Raw genomic sequence first — 14,492 nt, forward strand, 5'->3', positions numbered from 1 at the left:
TGGGGCCTCTGCAGGAATGCAGGGGCCCTTTTTGCGTGACATTGGGTGTGTGATCGTTAGCGTTGCAATCGTAAATTGTAGCTTAAGAGGTAATGATCATGGGCCGTATTCACACAGACCCAAGTCCAACGGCATTAGCGCAATCCGGGATTTTGCGTGATGCACTGGTCGCGCACAGTAAAGCGCGGATGCGGTTTTTCTTTTTGTACATGTACACCTACCGAATGCTGATGCACGTCTTGCAGATCCCAAGTGATCAATGGCCCCAATATGTGAGCATTAAAGCGACCCATCAGTTCAACACAGGTGCCCGCCGCGATAGCGATTGGGACCTGAGTTTCCAAAAGGACGACATCGGCATCCTTGATCATTCGGCCAGCCTGTTTCGCAGGATTGATGCCGCCCACTTTTGCAATCTCGGCCTTGCGCCGTCGCTTGCAACATTATGCACGCGTTCTGGTGATCCGCGTGCCGTAGCCATCTACGAAACGCTGACAATGATCAGCGCCGCGACTCGATTTATGCCGCAACGGATCAATATCGGACCTGACCGCGTGGTCGATACGGCCCACGGCGTGCTGTGCCGTGAAATGCTGACAAATATGGCCAATGGGGCCGCCGCGATTAGTCCGTCGGCCTTTGCGCGCTACAAAAACTACGTGTCCGGCAAGATGACAGCATATGCCGAAAGTCAGACCCAGCAGGAAAACTTTGCGGTTGCCGAGGCGACGCTCATCTATGTTGCGACATGGGGCGAAACCGTCGCACCGACAGAACTACGCCAAAACGGCAACGCGAAGAAGGTGATCAACACGCGCGAAACCCATTTTGCCGAGATATGGTCGTCGGTTTCACGTGGCGCACACCAGGATTTTGTAGCCTACGGTTTTGATCGTGATGCTGGGGCGTCGTTGTCGATGATCCTGTCAAATATGGTGTCATAACGGTCAAAGACGCGCTACGATTGCGAGATGACTCAGCTTGAAACTGCCAACGGCACCCCCCTTTCCCGCCTGACATTTGGAACCATGCAGTTTGGCGGGAACGCCGATGCAAAGGCATCGCGTGCGATGTTCGATGCGGCGTTTGACGCGGGCATCAACCATTTTGACACGGCTGTTGGTTACACGGGCGGGCAGTCTGAAACGCTGCTTGGCCCGATGGTCACGGAAAAACGGGACGACATCTATCTTGCGACCAAGGTGGCGTATAAGGGCGGTGCTGGCCGCGCCAATATCCTCGACCATTTCGCAACCTGCCAACGTCAGTTGCAGTTGGACGCGGTTGATCTGTTGTACCTGCATCGGTTTGATGATGACACGCCGCTGGAAGAAACATTTGCGACGATGGCCGAACTTCAACAGGCGCGTAAAATCCGCCATATCGGCGTGTCGAATTACGCAGCTTGGCAAGTGATGAAAGCACAGGCGGTCTGTGCGACGCTGGGCACCAAGATTGACGTCATCCAACCGATGTATTCACTCGTCAAACGCCAGTCCGAGGTCGAAATTTTCCCGATGTCCGTTGATCAGGGGATCAAAATCGTTCCTTATTCGCCGCTGGGTGGCGGATTACTGACGGGCAAATATGCCGCTGGCGAAACGGGGCGTCTGACCGACGACGCCATGTACAAAAAACGGTATAGCGTGGATTGGATGCATGAATGCGCAACGGCGCTTTCGGACATTGCGGCTGAACTGGGGACGCATCCCGCGACCCTTGCCGTGGCATGGGCGGCGAAACATGCGGCAAACCCGTCGCCGATCATTTCCGCGCGATCAACAGAGCAGTTGGCGCCATCATTGGCGGCTGAAGGCTTTGCGATGGATGCAACGCTGTACGACCGGATCACGGCGCTATCGGTTAGCCCTGCACCGGCAACGGATCGGCTGGAAGAGGCATGATCGATTTTCTAGTGATCGGCGGCGGGATTGCGGGTCTGTCCGTGGCTGCACGGCTTTCCGTCCACGGAAAAGTCACGGTTCTGGAGGCAGAGAAATCCGTCGGCCATCATGCCTCTGGTCGGTCGGCGGCGCTGTTCGAAGAAAACTACGGTAATGCGGCAGTGAAGGCGCTGAACAAGGCCAGCGCTAAGTACCACAAGACGGCTCATGGCGGTGTGCTGTCGCCCCGCGGCTTGATGCTTGTGGGGCGGACTGGCGAAGAGGCGGCGTTCGCGGCCGACGTTCAAAACATGCATCTGACTGAGATCAGCGTGACAGATGCCGCAGGGATGATCCCGATTCTTGATACAAACGTCCTGACGCATGCTGCATATGACGCGGGCGCATTGGATATTGATACCGACCTGCTGATGCAGAACTTCGCGCGCGATCTGCGCGTGCACAGCGGGACCATCGTCACAAATGCTGCTGTCACAAGCATATCGCGCTCGGACCATGGCTGGCAGGTTTACGCGGGCGAGATGTATGATGCCAAAGTGATCATTAACGCGGCTGGTGCGTGGGTGGACCAGATTGCGGTTTTGGCGGGTATTTCTCCGTTAGGTTTCCAACCGTACAAGCGATCCATGGCCCGCATACCTGCGCCGGGCGGGCATGATGTGTCGGATTGGCCGATGGTCTTTGGCGTGAACGAAGCATGGTACGCGAAACCGGACGCAGGCGCATTGATCGTGTCTCCTGCCGATGAAGAACCTGCCGAACCGCATGATGCATGGGCCGATGATATGGTGCTGGCCGAAGGGTTGGACCGCTATAGCCAACACGTGACCGAACCTGTGACTCGCCTTTTGGCGTCTTGGGCCGGATTGCGGACTTTTGCGCCGGATCGGGCCTTGGTGTTGGGGCCGTCGACACAAGACGACAGTTTTATCTGGTGCGCAGGGCAGGGTGGCTACGGGTTTGCGACCGCACCGGCGGCCAGCCAATTGGTGTCGGATTTGGTTGCAGGTAAGCCGTCAGAGCTTGGGGCGGACATCGTCGCGGCGCTCAGCCCGTCGCGCTTTACTTAACCCTAATCATTCCAAACCGGGCAGGTCGACGATTATGTCTTCGCCTGTATTGAGCTGATCATTAATGAACATATCAGTCGTGTATGCGTAAATTCCGATTGCAACAATTGCAGTCAAAACTGTCAGAACGATTGCGCTGACCGCATCAATGGGTTGGACGATTCTATCGGACGTGTCGCGGTCTGTATGTGCCACTGTTGTCTCCATGCTTGGAATAGCAGGACAACTAAGCAGCAGCTAATTGGTTCCGTGGTTTACCAGTGCGGCGGGCGTTGATCAGCCAACGGTACGCTACTGCCAGCGTCCATTTCGCGGCCTGCTTCGCGTTCCATCAGCATCGCCAAACGGCGGGTCGCCAAGGCGAGTTCGTTTTCCTGACGCGCCACGATATCCGACAGGTCTTCGACCGTCTTCGTGAGGTGGGCGATCTGTTCTTCTAAGTGTGTCACGTCTGTCATATTCGTCGCCTATCACGCCCGCAGAGCGCTGCAAAGCCAATGCGCATTGCCCCAACTGACAGTCCGCGTTAAACGGCAGGCGCAATTAAGCGAAAAACCCATAGGACCCGAAATGGCCAAGATGAAAAAAGCACCCAAGCCAAAGGCGCAAACCCCGAAAGGGTTCCGCGACTATTTTGGCGCTGAGGTGACCAAGCGCACTGAAATGCTTAATCAGATCGCTGGCGTCTACCATCATTACGGGTTCGATGCGCTGGAAACATCTGCCGTTGAAACGGTCGAAGCTTTGGGCAAATTCCTGCCCGACGTGGACCGCCCGAACGAAGGTGTGTTCGCGTGGGAAGAAGACGGCGATTGGCTGGCGCTGCGTTACGATATGACCGCCCCGTTGGCACGTGTTTACGCGCAATTCCGCAACGACCTGCCGACGCCGTATCGCCGCTATGCGATGGGACCTGTGTGGCGGAACGAAAAGCCCGGACCGGGCCGTTTTCGCCAGTTCTATCAATGTGATGCGGATACAGTTGGTGCGCCTTCTGTAGCGGCTGATGCAGAGATTTGCGCAATGCTGTCTGATACGTTGGAAACCGTGGGCATCGACCGTGGCGACTACATCGTGCGGGTCAATAACCGGAAGGTTTTGAATGGCGTGATGGAAGTTGCAGGCCTGTCCGGCGACGACAAAGAAGCCGAGCGCGGCATCGTGTTGCGCGCGATTGATAAGCTTGACCGGCTTGGTGATGACGGCGTGCGTGCACTACTTGGCGAAGGCCGCAAGGACGAAAGCGGCGACTTTACCAAAGGGGCTGGTCTTGGCGCTGAACAAGCTGAGATCGTGATGGGCTTCATGTCCGCCAAGCGCGATACAGGTGCCGCCACAGTGGCGCGTTTGAACGAATTGGTAATCGGTTCCAAGATCGGCGCTGACGGGGTGAACGAACTTGAGACGATCGCGGAACTGCTCGACGCCCAAGGCTACGGTGCAAACCGGATCGAGATTGACCCAAGTGTTGTGCGTGGCCTTGGCTACTACACCGGTCCTGTTTACGAGGCGGAACTGACGTTCGAAGTTACCGATGAAAAAGGCCGCCCGCGCAACTTTGGTTCTGTTTCCGGTGGTGGTCGTTATGATGACCTCGTGAAGCGTTTCACTGGGCAGGAAGTCCCTGCAACTGGTGTTTCTATCGGTGTTGATCGCCTGCTCGCCGCACTTGATGCAAAAGGGCGCTTGTCCAAGGCGTCGGTCGGTCCTGTGGTCGTGACTGTGATGGATAAAACGCGGATGGCGGAGTATCAGGCGATGGTGGCGGAACTGCGCAATAACGGCATTCGGGCCGAGGTCTATCTTGGAAACCCCAAGAACTTTGGCAACCAGTTGAAATACGCAGACGCGCGCCAATCCCCGATTGCGGTGATTGCGGGTGGCGACGAATTCGATAGTGGCGTTGTGCAGATCAAGGACCTGATTTTGGGTGCCGAAATTGCCAAGAATGCGACGCTTGAAGAATGGAAAGACCGTCCTTCACAGTACGAGGTCGCCCGTGGTGATCTTGTCGCAAAAGTCCGCGAAATTCTGGCGGGGCAAGCAAAGTGACCACAGCCATGATCAAAGACGAGGCCGCCCGTATTTCGGCGGTGTTTCAGGCTGCGGGGGCAGAACCAGTCGAGGCCGCGATCCTGCAACCCGCTGACGTTTTGCTGGACCTTTACGGCGAAGACATCCGTGGCCGCGCCTATGTGACAAACGATCCGGTGCAGGGCGAAATGATGCTGCGGCCTGACTTCACGGTGCCCGTCGTGCAAATGCATATGCAAAGCCACGCGGACCCTGCGCGGTACACATATGCTGGCCCCGTATTCAGGAAACAGGACGAAGATCCACGCCGTGCGCGTGAATATACGCAGGTCGGGTTCGAGGTTTTCGATGGTCAAAATCCGGCCGCTGCCGATGCAGAGGTGTTTGCGACGGTGAAATCGGCACTTGCCGATGCGCCAGTGCGGGCAGCGACTGGCGACATCGGTTTGCTCAAAGCAGCAGTCGCAGGGCTGCAAACGACAGAAGCGCGTAAAGCGGCATTGATGCGTCATATTTGGCGGCCCAAGCGGTTCAAATCCTTGCTCGATCGGTTCGGCGGACGTATTGCGGCCCCCGCCAAACGCTTGGCGCTGCTTGGTGCCAGTGACCCGTTTGCGGATGCAGGCCCCGAGGTCGGCGTGCGGTCCCGGGGCGAAGTTCAGCAGCGGATCGACGCCTTGCGTGCTGACGCAGAGGCGGCACCGATTTCGAACGAAGAAATCAGTGTGATTGAATCCATTCTGAACCTGAGCGAAACAGCCCCACATATCCTGTCTGCGCTGTACGATATCGCGGTCGACATGCCTGCGATTGATACGGCTGTTAAGACCTACCAGGCGCGCCTTGATGCGATGGCCAAGCGCGGCGTTGATGTTGATGCGTTAGCCTTTGAAGGCAGCTATGGACGTACGTCATTGGAATATTACGATGGCTTCGTCTTCGGGTTCTACGGCGTGAAAGATAACCGGCCCGTGGCCACAGGCGGGCGCTACGATGCGCTGACCCAAGTGTTGGGTGACGGGCGTGCCGTGCCTGCCGTTGGTGCCGTCATCCGCCCCGATCTGCTGCTGGAGGTCCGCTAATGTTGAAGCTGGGCGTGCCGTCTAAAGGGCGGCTGATGGAAAAGACGTTTGACTGGTTTGGCGCGCGCGGCGTGACGCTGCGCAAGTCTGGGTCAGATCGTGAATATGCAGGTGCGGTTGACGGGATCGATGGCGTGGAACTTGTCCTGCTGTCCGCAGGCGAAATCCCGCGTGAATTGGCCGCAGGGAACATCCACCTTGGTGTCACCGGATCTGATCTGGTCCGCGAGAAATTAGCGCTTTGGGATAGCCAAGTGGCTGAACTTGCGTTGATGGGCTTTGGCGGTGCTGATTTGATTATCGCGGTCCCGCAGGGCTGGGTTGATGTGGATACTTTAGATGATCTTGACGCAGCGGCGGCTGCATTCCGTCAAAATCACGGGATGCGTTTGCGGATCGCGACGAAGTATCACCGACTTGTCCGTGAATTCCTGCGCGAAAAAGGTGTGGCCGATTACAGACTTGTCGATAGCCAAGGCGCGACCGAAGGCGTGGTCAAGAACGAGACGGCAGAGGCGATTGCGGATATCACATCCACCGGCGAGACATTGCGGGCGAATGGTCTGAAGGTCCTCGATGACGGACTCATTCACGCGTCTCAGGCGACGCTGTTCCGCGGCACGCGGCGTGACTGGTCCGATGACCAACGGGCGACGTTGAAGCGGCTGGTGGCATTGCTCGACATTTGAATGTGTGGCGGCGGGCAGGGTGGGGGCCAGCCCCCACACCCCCGGGATATTTAAGACCAAAAGAAAGGCTAGCGCACGCCAATCGCCGCGAGCGCCGCGCTGAGTTCGGCGGGCAGCGGTTCTTCGTCTTCGCGCCCTTCTGGCAGGTCGATTGGGGCGTCTTCCGGTGTGAGATACCGCCAGCCCTGAAACGCCCGACGCGGGGTTGCAGCCACGCGGATCAGCGGCTGATCACAGACAATGGCGCAGCGCCGGATGCCATCGGCGGAGTTATATTCATCAAGTCGGACAATTTCCTGTCGCGCAAGGATGACACCCTTGATGACCCAGTAAATTGAGCCGCCATTCAGGATTTCCGATTCGCGTTTTGGCCACATACGGGTAACGTGCTGTGGGTAGCCATCATCCGATTGCGCCCGCCGCGTGGCTTGCCATGCAGCCAGACCTGCGACATCTTCGGTGCCGACGGATAGCTTAATAAGGTTAACAGTTTTACTCACGTGCCGTCCCCAATTGCGTTCCCTGTCGTAGTGCGTGATATAGGTGACTTCAAGAAAAGAATTCACCATATTTGGTAATTTTTCAGATTGCGAACACCATATCTTGATGTATGACTGCCGCAATAACAAAGCGTCTCTTGTGGCGCTGAGCAGCGTAATACCCGTTTTCATCTTGTGAGAATCCACTTAGTGTGGATGTCTCCCTTTGCCAGCCGTTGTCACGAAAGGTTCTGACCATGTCCCGTTTTACCGCCCCAATCGCCGAACAAATTTGGGACATGAAATACCGCTTTAAACAGGCGGATGGCACCCCGATTGATAACACGGTCGAGGATTCATGGTCCCGCATCGCCGGTGCGCTGGCGAGCGTCGAAAAAGACCCAAAGGCGTGGGAACCGAAGTTTTACGAAGCCCTAGAAGACTTTAAGTACCTCCCAGCTGGCCGGATCACAGCCGGTGCTGGCACCGCGCGTTCTGTGACGTTGTTCAACTGCTTTGTCATGGGCACGGTTCCAGACAGCATGGGCGGCATTTTCGATATGCTGAAAGAAGCTGCACTGACCATGCAGCAGGGAGGCGGCATCGGGTATGACTTTTCTACGATTCGTCCGAAAGGCGCGCTGGTCGAAGGTGTGGCAGCGGACGCCTCTGGCCCGCTGTCCTTCATGGATGTCTGGGACGCGATGTGCCGGACGATCATGTCTGCGGGGTCCCGTCGTGGTGCCATGATGGCCACGATGCGCTGCGACCACCCTGATGTTGAGGATTTCATCACCGCAAAATCCGACGCCGCCCGTTTGCGGATGTTCAACATGTCCGTTCTGATCACTGACCCATTCATGGACGCGGTGAAGGCCGATAAACCGTGGGATCTGGTGTTCAACGGTGAGACATATAAAACTGTTCAGGCGCGTGAATTGTGGGATGCGATTATGCAATCCACCTACGATTACGCTGAGCCGGGCGTCATCTTCATCGACCGGATCAACAAGGCCAACAACCTGTCCTATTGCGAAACCATCGCGGCGACGAACCCGTGCGGTGAACAGCCTTTGCCGCCTTACGGCGCGTGTTTGCTCGGGTCCATCAACATGGCCCGTCTGGTCAAAGACCCGTTTGGTGACGCGCCTGAAATGGACGAAGCGTTGATGATCGACCTCGTCGCGACAGCCGTGCGCATGATGGACAACGTCGTTGATGCGTCGAAATTCCCGCTGGAACAACAAGCACAAGAAGCCGCAGCAAAGCGCCGCATCGGTCTTGGTGTCACAGGTTTGGCTGACGCGCTGTTGATGGTTGGCCTGCGCTATGGATCGGAAGAGGCGGCAGCCCAGACCGACAAATGGATGCACGCGATTGCACGCGCAGCTTATCTGGCCTCGGTCGATTTGGCGAAAGAAAAAGGCGCGTTCCCGCTGTTCGATGCGGACAAATTCCTTGCGTCCGGTGCGATGCAGGACATGGACGACGACGTGCGTGACGCGATCCGCGAACACGGTATCCGCAACGCTTTGCTAACGTCGATTGCGCCAACTGGTACAATTTCACTGTACGCGGGTAACGTGTCATCGGGCATCGAACCTGTCTTCGCCTACGTCTATACGCGCAAGGTTTTGCAAAAAGATGGCAGCCGTACGGAAGAAGAAGTCGTTGATTACGCTGTGCAATTGTGGCGCGAACTGAAAGGCGACGCAGAATTGCCAGACTATTTCGTCAACGCACAAACGCTCGCCCCACTGGATCACGTGCGTATGCAAGCCGCAGCTCAGAAATGGATCGACTCGTCGATTTCCAAGACGATCAACTGCCCAGAAGATATCAGCTTTGATGATTTCAAAGAGGTCTACATGGCGGCATGGGATCAAGGCTGTAAGGGCTGCACAACATACCGTCCAAACGATGTGACGGGCTCTGTTCTGTCTGTGTCCGAGGACAGCAAAGAAGCGCCCGTTCAGGTCAGCACTGACGGCGAAAAGGCCGAGGTTGTGTATCTTGCGGAACCGTTGGACCGCCCGCAAGAACTCGATGGTGCGACTTACAAGCTCAAATGGCCTGATTCCGAACACGCGATCTACATCACGGTGAACGATCTGATCGTCGCAGGGCACCGTCGTCCGTTCGAGGTCTTCATCAACTCAAAGAACATGGAACACTTCGCGTGGACTGTGGCCTTGACACGCATGATCTCGGCGGTGTTCCGGCGCGGCGGTGACGTGTCGTTCGTGGTTGAAGAACTGAAAGCGGTGTTCGATCCGCGCGGCGGGGCATGGATGCAGGGCAAATACGTGCCGTCCATCTTGGCAGCCATCGGCGGCGTTATCGAAAAGCACATGATCGCAACGGGCTTTTTGGCCGGCGAAGGGATGGGCCTGAAATCAGACCCACAAGCCGACGTCGTGGCGCTGAAAAACGCGTCAAAAGGTAAGGCCTGTTCATCGTGCGGCGGCTACGAGCTACGTATGGTCGAAGGCTGCATGACGTGCGGATCATGCGGCTACTCCAAATGCGGCTAAGCTAGGTTGTCGCGCCTTGATGTGGTGTGAAGTGACCCATAGGTTGCCCATTTCGTTCTAACTCGTGTCCATCATGTACACATAGGTTGTACATTGACTTGAAGCACAACGTTCTTAGATGGCGCATTTCATGCTACCTAGGCGGGCACTTGATGTGCGCTGCTCTATTTAAATGTCTGGTAATGAACGGTTTTAATCGTCTACTGATTTAATCAGAGTGAATGCTTCGACACCCAATCCCTGGGCCAGCCGATACAGGTTATCTAGTGACATGTTTTGTTCGGATCGTTCGACCGCGCTCAGATAGGTCCTATTAAGCCCGGCTTCTGCGGCCATACGTTCCTGAGACCACCCCTTCTCAGCCCGAATGAGCCGAAGGTTTCGGGCAAGGGTGTCTCGCAGTGGGCTTTATGGTGTCCGTTTCACCCCAAATGCTATTTGTGAATGTCGCTTATAACTCTACCTGTTTTAGGAGACATTCGTGTTGATCTAGCGAAAATGAAATGAGGGGCTTTGGAATGGTTGTTGATTTAATAAAGTTGGAAAGAGCAGCTAACGGCAAGAGCTGCTTCGGAAGCTTGCATTTTGAATATTGCTTCACTGAGAACGGTGAGGAAGGTCCGATATTCTTGGGCGAAGCTGGGTCAGTCATTTTTTCGACGCGCGAATTACCTTCGGTTGCTTACAACATTGTGAAATTTGCAGCCAAGCGCTTAAACATGCCAGAGGAAACTTTGCGTAGATGGGCGGAGTTGCACGAACGGGATGAATTGGCCTGTGAGGCACTGACGAAAAATGGGAAGCCTTGTCAAAATCCAGCAGAGAGCAAGTGTGTTTCTACAGATCCTAGGGCGTTCGATGCAGCTCAGAGGTTATTTTGTAGTTTGCATCGAAAGACCATTGCTTGCCCTTGAAACATCTTCTTGACGTAAACGGCCCTTACCGGGCTTGGGCCGTGACAACCGCCGCCGCGGTGCAGCTGCCATGAACCGGACACTAACAAAGATGCCAATGGATGACGAGCTTGAGAAATTTATCTTATGCTGAATTTCCTTCGAAGTTGACTTGTATACCCTTCATTAGGACTGCAATTTATGAATGATAAATTCGTGGGGGGCGGCTTTGGTGCGCAAGAAAATAATTGAAATTAACTGGTGCCGTGAGAATATCCTTACCTTTTTCTACAGAAGTGATCAGTTGGATTACACGACGCTTAGACCTCTTTCCCATGTTATGGGAAATTGGGAACTCACAAGCTCAGAAAACGGTGATCCATTGTTCGAAGAAGAAGAGGATAGTTACGCCGCACATCTTAATGTTCTCATTGATGAGATTGCCGCAATGGACCTGTCACGCTTTAGTGCCGCCCCAAGTGCTCGTTTAAGCCACTTTCCGTTTGAATGCGACGGGGCTTTTCCAGCCGAGTGCTGAGTGTCGACGTCGCGGGTTATAGAAACCGTTTATGTATTCGAAGATCGCCATCTCAGCTTTGCGCCGGGTCTCCCAATGATGCCGCCGGATGAGTTCAGCCTTGATGGTTTTGAAGAACGTTTTGACGGCGGCGTTGCCATAACAATTGCCTTTGCCGCTCATGGACACCTTGAGGCCATGTTGGCGCAGGATCTTCTGGTAGTCGTGTGAACAATATTGCGACCCACGATCCGTGTGATGAATGCAGCCTCTCGGTGGCGCACGGAACGCAATGGCCATCTTTAATGCTCGGATCGCCAAGTCGCGTTTCATCCGATTGCTCACAGCCCAGCCGATCACGCGCCTTGAATGCAGATCGAGGATCACAGCCAGGTACAGCCAACCCTCGCGTGTCCAGACGTAGCTGATGTCGCCAGCCCACTTCTGGTTTGGCGCATCTGCAGTGAAGAGGCGGTCCAGCAGGTTCGGCGCGATGTTGAACTTATGATCGCTGTCCCCCTCTCGGCAGATTGCTTTGCAATCGCCTGCCGGGCAATGGTTGTGACCTTGTGTTTGCGTGTTCTAACAACGAATATGCCGTTCTGGCGCATTAATCTGCCCACACGACGATGGCCGACATCCAGACCAATCTCTTTCAGCTCCTCGGTCATTCGGGGGCGACCATAGCTGCCTAAACTGAGACGCGACTGTTCTTGCCCTCTCGGGACATTGCTGCGCAATACCCTGTCGGGCAGTGGATATGGGCCAGCGTCACCAGATCGGACCGTTGCCAGCGACTGGCAGGGCGACTACGGAAAGCGCGGAGGCCGCGTGTGCTGACGCCGACAACGTCGCACAACCGATGGGCCGGGAAATGGACCCTGTGTTCTTCCCCTCTCATCGAAACTGCGTTTTGACTGCCGGGCAGCGGACATACCTAAATCTCATTGCTTTAGGCCCGCAAAGAACTGGGTGGCCTTTTTTAAGATCTCCCTCTCCTCCTTGAGAAGCCGGCTCTCGCGTCGAAGCCGGTCATTCTCTTGAGCCAGGCTCAAATCCTCTTTGGAAACAACGTCTGTGTCTCGATGCGCGATGATCCATTTGTTCAGCGTCGACAACCCGACGCCAAGGTCACTAGCCACCTGCTTACGCGTTAGCCCGCTGGTTAGTGCGATACGCACCGCATCCTGCCGGAACTCGTCCGTCCGTTTCAGTTCCATAGTTCATCTCCTATGCTGCAGTAAATGCTATCAAAGGAGCGGCATCAAACCGGGACAGGTCCAAATCCCGTTCATATGTGAGTAGGCATCCTCATCGATGACAGGCCCGCCGGTCTTCAATTTAAGCCCTCTTTTGTCATTGATACGGCAATAAAAATGACGTCCAACTCGCTGCCGAGCAGTCTTGATACCCTTCGTTTACAGTCCGAGATCAGACAAACCGCCATGTTCTGATGGCCTCGGCCCATGAGGCCAATGAAACAGCCTTTCGGTCTCAGCGATCGCGACATCATTGATTGAGGCATGGCGCACGGCCATGTAGCCCTCGGCGTCGAATTCCCAGTTTTCATTGCCGTGGGCGCGGAACCAGTTGCCGCTCTCGTCGTGGTATTCGTAGCAAAAGCGCACAGCGATGCGATTGTCGCCATGCGCCCAGATCTCCTTGATCAACCGGTATCCGTTTTCCTGGGACCACTTGCGGGTTAGGAAATCGCGCACCTCGTTCCGGCCGTTCAGGAATTCGGATCGGTTGCGCCAATTTGTGTCAGGCGTGTAGGCCAGTGCCACCTTGTCAGGATCACGTGTGTTCCACGCATCTTCGGCCATACGGACTTTTTTGACCGCATCATCGTAGGAAAAGGGCGGCACTGGCATACGGGTCATTGCGGCTTACCAGCTATTGTAGCCAAGGTATTTGCCCGACATCTCGACCTTTACGCGATCGCCTTTTGGGTTCTCAACGCGCGTGACGGTCATGTCGAAATCAATGGCGGACATGATCCCGTCGCCAAATTTTTCTTGGATCAGCGCTTTCAAAGTCGGGCCATAAACGCCGACGATTTCATAAAAACGGTAAATGCAAGGATCGGTCGGCACGGCTTGTTCCCAAATCTTGGTGGGGCTTTCGGCCAAGACGCTTTCCGCTTCTTGCGGCAGGCCCATGACGCTGACCATCAACGCAGCTTTTTCGGGCGGAAAGGCGTTCATGCCCATTGCGGCGGAATGGGTCCAGACAGGAGACATGCCGATTTTTTCGGCGATCTCTTCCCATGTCAGTCCAGCCTGTTTCTTGGCGGACAGGATCATGGCGGTGACGTCTTCTTTGGTCATCATCTCAGTCATTGTGAGGTCTTTCATGTTGGTCTCCTCCGGTCTTAGCTATTCACTGCTTTCAAGGCAGGTCGTTTGTCTTCGGGATCTTCTGCAGGATCGGTCAAGTCGATCTTGACCGTTTCGGGTTTGTTCATTTGCCCTGCTTCCGTTGGCTGTCCGGCCAGTTCCTTTGATCGTTTGCCAAGGAACTGCACCAAATGGTTGCGGATCGCATAGTAGTTTGGGTGTTCGATAATTTCGGTCCGATTGCGCGGGCGCGGGATTGTGATTTCGACACTTTCGGCGACACGCGCGTGCGGTCCGTTTGTCATCAGCAAAATGCGGTCGGCCAGCAGGATCGCCTCGTCGATGTCATGGGTGATCATGAACACCGTTTGCTCCATCTGGCCCCAGATTTTCAGAAGCTCGTCCTGAATGGTCCCGCGTGTGAGGGCATCAAGTGCGCCGAAAGGTTCATCGAGCAGCAACAGCTTGGGGTGGTTTGCAAAGGCGCGCGCAATAGATACCCGCTGGCGCATTCCCCCCGACAATTGGCTTGGTTTGCGGTGGATGACATCCCCCTCAAGCCCCACCATCGCGAGGAACTTGGTCGCATGTTCTTCGACTTGGCTTTTGGTCCATTCCGGATGACGGGCCTTAACCCCGAAGGTGACGTTCTTTAGCGTCGTCAGCCACGGCAGCAAAGAATAGTTTTGGAACACGACACCTCGGTCGAGGCTGGGACCACGGACTTCGTAGCCATCCATCGTGACAACACCGCTGGTCGGGTCTGCCAACCCTGCGAGGATGTTCATGATCGTCGATTTACCGCAGCCTGAATGGCCAAGGATCACCACGAATTCGCCTTTTTCGACCCCGAAGGAAGCGTTTTCGAAAACAGTCAACTCGCCGCCGTTCCCATCCGGGAACCGTTGGGTGAGTTTGTCGATACTTAAGAACGGTTTCATGGCACTTCCT

At 55.5% G+C, this 14,492-nt stretch carries 15 protein-coding genes and 1 pseudogene; 8 read left to right on the plus strand and 8 right to left on the minus strand.

Annotation, left to right across the window (positions count from 1 at the left end; genetic code table 11):
* Positions 1–98: 98 nt before the first annotated feature.
* Genes AC0L7R_RS02840 through AC0L7R_RS02850 form a run of 3 tightly spaced genes read left to right on the plus strand, consistent with a single transcriptional unit; the run spans position 99 to position 2,974 of the window.
* Positions 99–944, plus strand: a complete 846-nt coding sequence (locus AC0L7R_RS02840) for a hypothetical protein (RefSeq protein ID WP_473658705.1) — start codon at positions 99–101, stop codon at positions 942–944.
* A 27-nt stretch (positions 945–971) separates the two neighbouring features.
* Positions 972–1,904 carry an aldo/keto reductase gene (locus tag AC0L7R_RS02845; protein WP_473658706.1) on the plus strand — a complete coding sequence of 311 codons (933 nt, stop codon included), beginning with the start codon at positions 972–974 and terminating at the stop codon, positions 1,902–1,904.
* Positions 1,901–2,974 (plus strand): FAD-dependent oxidoreductase, encoded by a 1,074-nt coding sequence (locus AC0L7R_RS02850; protein WP_473658707.1) that lies wholly within the window; start codon positions 1,901–1,903, stop codon positions 2,972–2,974. Before AC0L7R_RS02845 ends, AC0L7R_RS02850 begins: the two co-directional genes overlap by 4 nt.
* Before the next feature lie 6 nt (positions 2,975–2,980).
* Here the strand turns inward: AC0L7R_RS02850 and AC0L7R_RS02855 are convergent, their stop codons facing one another.
* Together AC0L7R_RS02855 and AC0L7R_RS02860 are read right to left on the minus strand one after the other, a co-directional pair.
* Positions 2,981–3,169, minus strand: coding sequence for a hypothetical protein (locus AC0L7R_RS02855; RefSeq protein WP_473658708.1), 189 nt, complete (start codon positions 3,167–3,169; stop codon positions 2,981–2,983).
* A 59-nt stretch (positions 3,170–3,228) separates the two neighbouring features.
* The gene (locus AC0L7R_RS02860; protein ID WP_247127594.1) at positions 3,229–3,432 is read right to left on the minus strand and encodes a SlyX family protein; all 204 of its coding nucleotides are present in this window, start codon (positions 3,430–3,432) and stop codon (positions 3,229–3,231) included.
* A gap of 112 nt (positions 3,433–3,544) precedes the next feature.
* On the opposite strand from AC0L7R_RS02860, the gene hisS reads away from it, so the two are divergent.
* Genes hisS through hisG form a run of 3 tightly spaced genes read left to right on the plus strand, consistent with a single transcriptional unit; the run spans position 3,545 to position 6,779 of the window.
* Positions 3,545–5,026, plus strand: a complete 1,482-nt coding sequence (hisS, locus tag AC0L7R_RS02865; protein WP_473658709.1) for a histidine--tRNA ligase — start codon at positions 3,545–3,547, stop codon at positions 5,024–5,026.
* Between the two features lie 8 nt (positions 5,027–5,034).
* The gene (locus AC0L7R_RS02870) at positions 5,035–6,090 is read left to right on the plus strand and encodes an ATP phosphoribosyltransferase regulatory subunit (protein ID WP_473658710.1); all 1,056 of its coding nucleotides are present in this window, start codon (positions 5,035–5,037) and stop codon (positions 6,088–6,090) included.
* Positions 6,090–6,779 carry an ATP phosphoribosyltransferase gene (gene hisG / locus AC0L7R_RS02875; RefSeq protein ID WP_473658711.1) on the plus strand — a complete coding sequence of 230 codons (690 nt, stop codon included), beginning with the start codon at positions 6,090–6,092 and terminating at the stop codon, positions 6,777–6,779. Before AC0L7R_RS02870 ends, hisG begins: the two co-directional genes overlap by 1 nt.
* Before the next feature lie 68 nt (positions 6,780–6,847).
* Here hisG and AC0L7R_RS02880 read toward each other — a convergent pair whose 3' ends face one another.
* A complete protein-coding gene (locus tag AC0L7R_RS02880) occupies positions 6,848–7,279 on the minus strand; it encodes a DUF1489 family protein (protein ID WP_473658712.1) in 432 nt (143 codons plus the stop codon).
* A gap of 236 nt (positions 7,280–7,515) precedes the next feature.
* Here AC0L7R_RS02880 and AC0L7R_RS02885 point away from each other — a divergent pair, with 236 nt between their 5' ends.
* Entirely contained in the window at positions 7,516–9,792 is a 2,277-nt protein-coding gene (locus AC0L7R_RS02885) for an adenosylcobalamin-dependent ribonucleoside-diphosphate reductase (protein ID WP_473658713.1), read from the plus strand.
* Positions 9,793–9,984: 192 nt separating this feature from the next.
* Here AC0L7R_RS02885 and AC0L7R_RS02890 read toward each other — a convergent pair whose 3' ends face one another.
* Positions 9,985–10,194: a helix-turn-helix domain-containing protein gene (locus AC0L7R_RS02890; protein ID WP_473660344.1), complete on the minus strand. Its 210-nt coding sequence runs from the start codon at positions 10,192–10,194 to the stop codon at positions 9,985–9,987.
* A gap of 116 nt (positions 10,195–10,310) precedes the next feature.
* Here AC0L7R_RS02890 and AC0L7R_RS02895 point away from each other — a divergent pair, with 116 nt between their 5' ends.
* Positions 10,311–10,706 carry a hypothetical protein gene (locus tag AC0L7R_RS02895; RefSeq protein ID WP_473658714.1) on the plus strand — a complete coding sequence of 132 codons (396 nt, stop codon included), beginning with the start codon at positions 10,311–10,313 and terminating at the stop codon, positions 10,704–10,706.
* Positions 10,707–11,172: 466 nt separating this feature from the next.
* On the opposite strand, the pseudogene AC0L7R_RS02900 reads toward AC0L7R_RS02895, so the two are convergent.
* From AC0L7R_RS02900 to AC0L7R_RS02915, 4 genes and pseudogenes are all read right to left on the minus strand, one after another.
* Positions 11,173–12,422, minus strand: a pseudogene (locus tag AC0L7R_RS02900) (IS3 family transposase).
* 198 nt (positions 12,423–12,620) lie between these two features.
* The gene (locus AC0L7R_RS02905) at positions 12,621–13,085 is read right to left on the minus strand and encodes a DUF1348 family protein (protein ID WP_473658715.1); all 465 of its coding nucleotides are present in this window, start codon (positions 13,083–13,085) and stop codon (positions 12,621–12,623) included.
* Positions 13,086–13,091: 6 nt separating this feature from the next.
* Positions 13,092–13,559, minus strand: coding sequence for a cyanase (gene cynS / locus AC0L7R_RS02910; RefSeq protein WP_473658716.1), 468 nt, complete (start codon positions 13,557–13,559; stop codon positions 13,092–13,094).
* 17 nt (positions 13,560–13,576) lie between these two features.
* Positions 13,577–14,482 carry a nitrate ABC transporter ATP-binding protein gene (locus AC0L7R_RS02915; RefSeq protein WP_473658717.1) on the minus strand — a complete coding sequence of 302 codons (906 nt, stop codon included), beginning with the start codon at positions 14,480–14,482 and terminating at the stop codon, positions 13,577–13,579.
* Positions 14,483–14,492 lie beyond the last annotated feature (10 nt).

Source organism: Yoonia sp. D2-7 (assembly GCF_055809435.1).

Bases quoted from the DNA above. Each gene is read 5' to 3' on its own strand.
- AC0L7R_RS02915 (WP_473658717.1), bottom strand. From the start codon at position 14,482: ATGAAACCGTTCTTAAGTATCGACAAACTCACCCAACGGTTCCCGGAT.
- hisS (WP_473658709.1), top strand. From the start codon at position 3,545: ATGGCCAAGATGAAAAAAGCACCCAAGCCAAAGGCGCAAACCCCGAAA.
- AC0L7R_RS02905 (WP_473658715.1), bottom strand. From the start codon at position 13,085: ATGACCCGTATGCCAGTGCCGCCCTTTTCCTACGATGATGCGGTCAAA.
- AC0L7R_RS02870 (WP_473658710.1), top strand. From the start codon at position 5,035: ATGATCAAAGACGAGGCCGCCCGTATTTCGGCGGTGTTTCAGGCTGCG.
- AC0L7R_RS02840 (WP_473658705.1), top strand. From the start codon at position 99: ATGGGCCGTATTCACACAGACCCAAGTCCAACGGCATTAGCGCAATCC.
- hisG (WP_473658711.1), top strand. From the start codon at position 6,090: ATGTTGAAGCTGGGCGTGCCGTCTAAAGGGCGGCTGATGGAAAAGACG.
- AC0L7R_RS02845 (WP_473658706.1), top strand. From the start codon at position 972: ATGACTCAGCTTGAAACTGCCAACGGCACCCCCCTTTCCCGCCTGACA.
- AC0L7R_RS02895 (WP_473658714.1), top strand. From the start codon at position 10,311: ATGGTTGTTGATTTAATAAAGTTGGAAAGAGCAGCTAACGGCAAGAGC.
- AC0L7R_RS02860 (WP_247127594.1), bottom strand. From the start codon at position 3,432: ATGACAGACGTGACACACTTAGAAGAACAGATCGCCCACCTCACGAAG.
- cynS (WP_473658716.1), bottom strand. From the start codon at position 13,559: ATGAAAGACCTCACAATGACTGAGATGATGACCAAAGAAGACGTCACC.
- AC0L7R_RS02885 (WP_473658713.1), top strand. From the start codon at position 7,516: ATGTCCCGTTTTACCGCCCCAATCGCCGAACAAATTTGGGACATGAAA.
- AC0L7R_RS02850 (WP_473658707.1), top strand. From the start codon at position 1,901: ATGATCGATTTTCTAGTGATCGGCGGCGGGATTGCGGGTCTGTCCGTG.